The sequence below is a fragment of the Terrabacter sp. Ter38 genome, assembly GCF_024519435.1.
Classification (GTDB): domain Bacteria; phylum Actinomycetota; class Actinomycetes; order Actinomycetales; family Dermatophilaceae; genus Terrabacter.
Genome location: NZ_JALJRZ010000024.1, coordinates 1 through 1,459 on the forward strand (window position 1 = coordinate 1; position 1,459 = coordinate 1,459).

Annotated in this window: 1 protein-coding gene; it reads left to right on the forward strand. The window is 67.8% G+C overall.

Annotated features, from left to right (window positions below):
• The first annotated feature begins 178 nt into the window (after positions 1-178).
• A complete protein-coding gene (locus NR112_RS22210) occupies positions 179-1,360 on the forward strand; it encodes an IS110 family transposase (protein WP_256796462.1) in 1,182 nt (393 codons plus the stop codon).
• The last annotated feature ends 99 nt before the right edge of the window (positions 1,361-1,459 follow it).

The following is a 1,459-nucleotide window of genomic DNA, read 5'->3' on the forward strand; positions in this document are numbered from 1 at the left end:
TGGGTGGCCTCGTTTTCGACCGTCGCTATGGCCTCGTTTTCAAGCGTCGTCGACATTTGGCCTGCGCAGCCCGGACGTCGCCAGGGCAGGGAGAGGCTCAAGAGGGGTGTGCCCAAGCTCTAAGCAGCGTTGCCCTCCCAGCCCGACGACCAGTCCGGTTCGAGCGAAGGACAGCACCGTGAAAGAGCAACCAGCGACTCGCGTGGTGATCGGGATGGACCTGCACAAACGCTCGGTCACGATCGAGGTGATGCGCCCCGATGAGTCGGTCGCCGCTGGTGGCCGGTTCGACACCGACCGGGTTGGCTACGACGCCATGCTCGCGGTGGCGCGGGCCTTCCCTGAGCGGGTGTGGGCGGTTGAGGGCTGCAACGGGATCGGGCGGCATGTCGCTATCCGGTTGCTCGCCGACGGTGAGCAGGTCATCGACGTGCCACCGAAGCTGTCGGCGCGGGTACGGATGTTCGCCACCGGGCAGGGCCGCAAGACCGATGCCACGGACGCGCACTCCATCGCGTTGGTCGGGGTCCGGATGGCCGGGCTGCGCCCGGTCGTCGACGACGAACAGCTGGCGGTGCTGCGGGTGCTGGCCGACCGTCGTCGCGCCTTGGGTGAGGACCACACCAGGATGACCTCTCAGCTGCATCACCTTCTGCTGGAGCTGATTCCGGGCGGGGCGAAGAAGGACCTGTCCGCGGCGCAGGCGAAGAAGCTGCTGGCGACGGTGCGTCCGCGGGACGTCGCGGGCAAGGCCCGTCGCCGGGTCGCGGCCGAGCTGGTCGCCGATCTTGAGCGGATCTATGCGCGGAAGAAGGCGGCGAACAAGGAGCTGACCGAGCTGCTCTCGGCGACCGGTACGTCGTTGACCGGGCTGCACGGCATCGGCCCCTCAGGGGCGGCGCGTCTGCTCGTGGAGGTCGGGGACATCACCCGGTTCCCGGACAACAACCACTTCGCCTCCTGGACCGGCACTGCCCCGATCGACGCCTCGTCCGGGGACCACGTGCGGCATCGGCTGTCCCGGGGCGGGAACCGTCAGATCAACCGGGTGCTGCACATCATGGCCACCGTGCAGCTGCGCAACCCGACCGAAGGGCGGGCTTTCTTCGACCGCACCAAAGCTCGAGGCAAGACCTCCAACGAGGCGATGCGGCTGCTCAAGCGCCGGCTGTCCGACATCGTGTTCCGCACGATGCTCGCCGACGCTGCCCGGCAGATGACGACGGGCCCGGGAGGGCAACGGGGTGACGGCTCTGACTCCAGCGCGGCCGGCTCACAACCCCACACCAGCTCTTCGGACAAGCCACTTCCCGGACCCGCCACTACCCACACTAGAACGGCCCTACCGGCCGCGTCTTGACACAGAGGGGAGCCATGTCCGTGAAACACCGCGCACCCTCAGTATGAACCGCCCCGGTGAGTCGGGAGACTCAGTGGTTTGAGAGCTCCAGATCCTGCT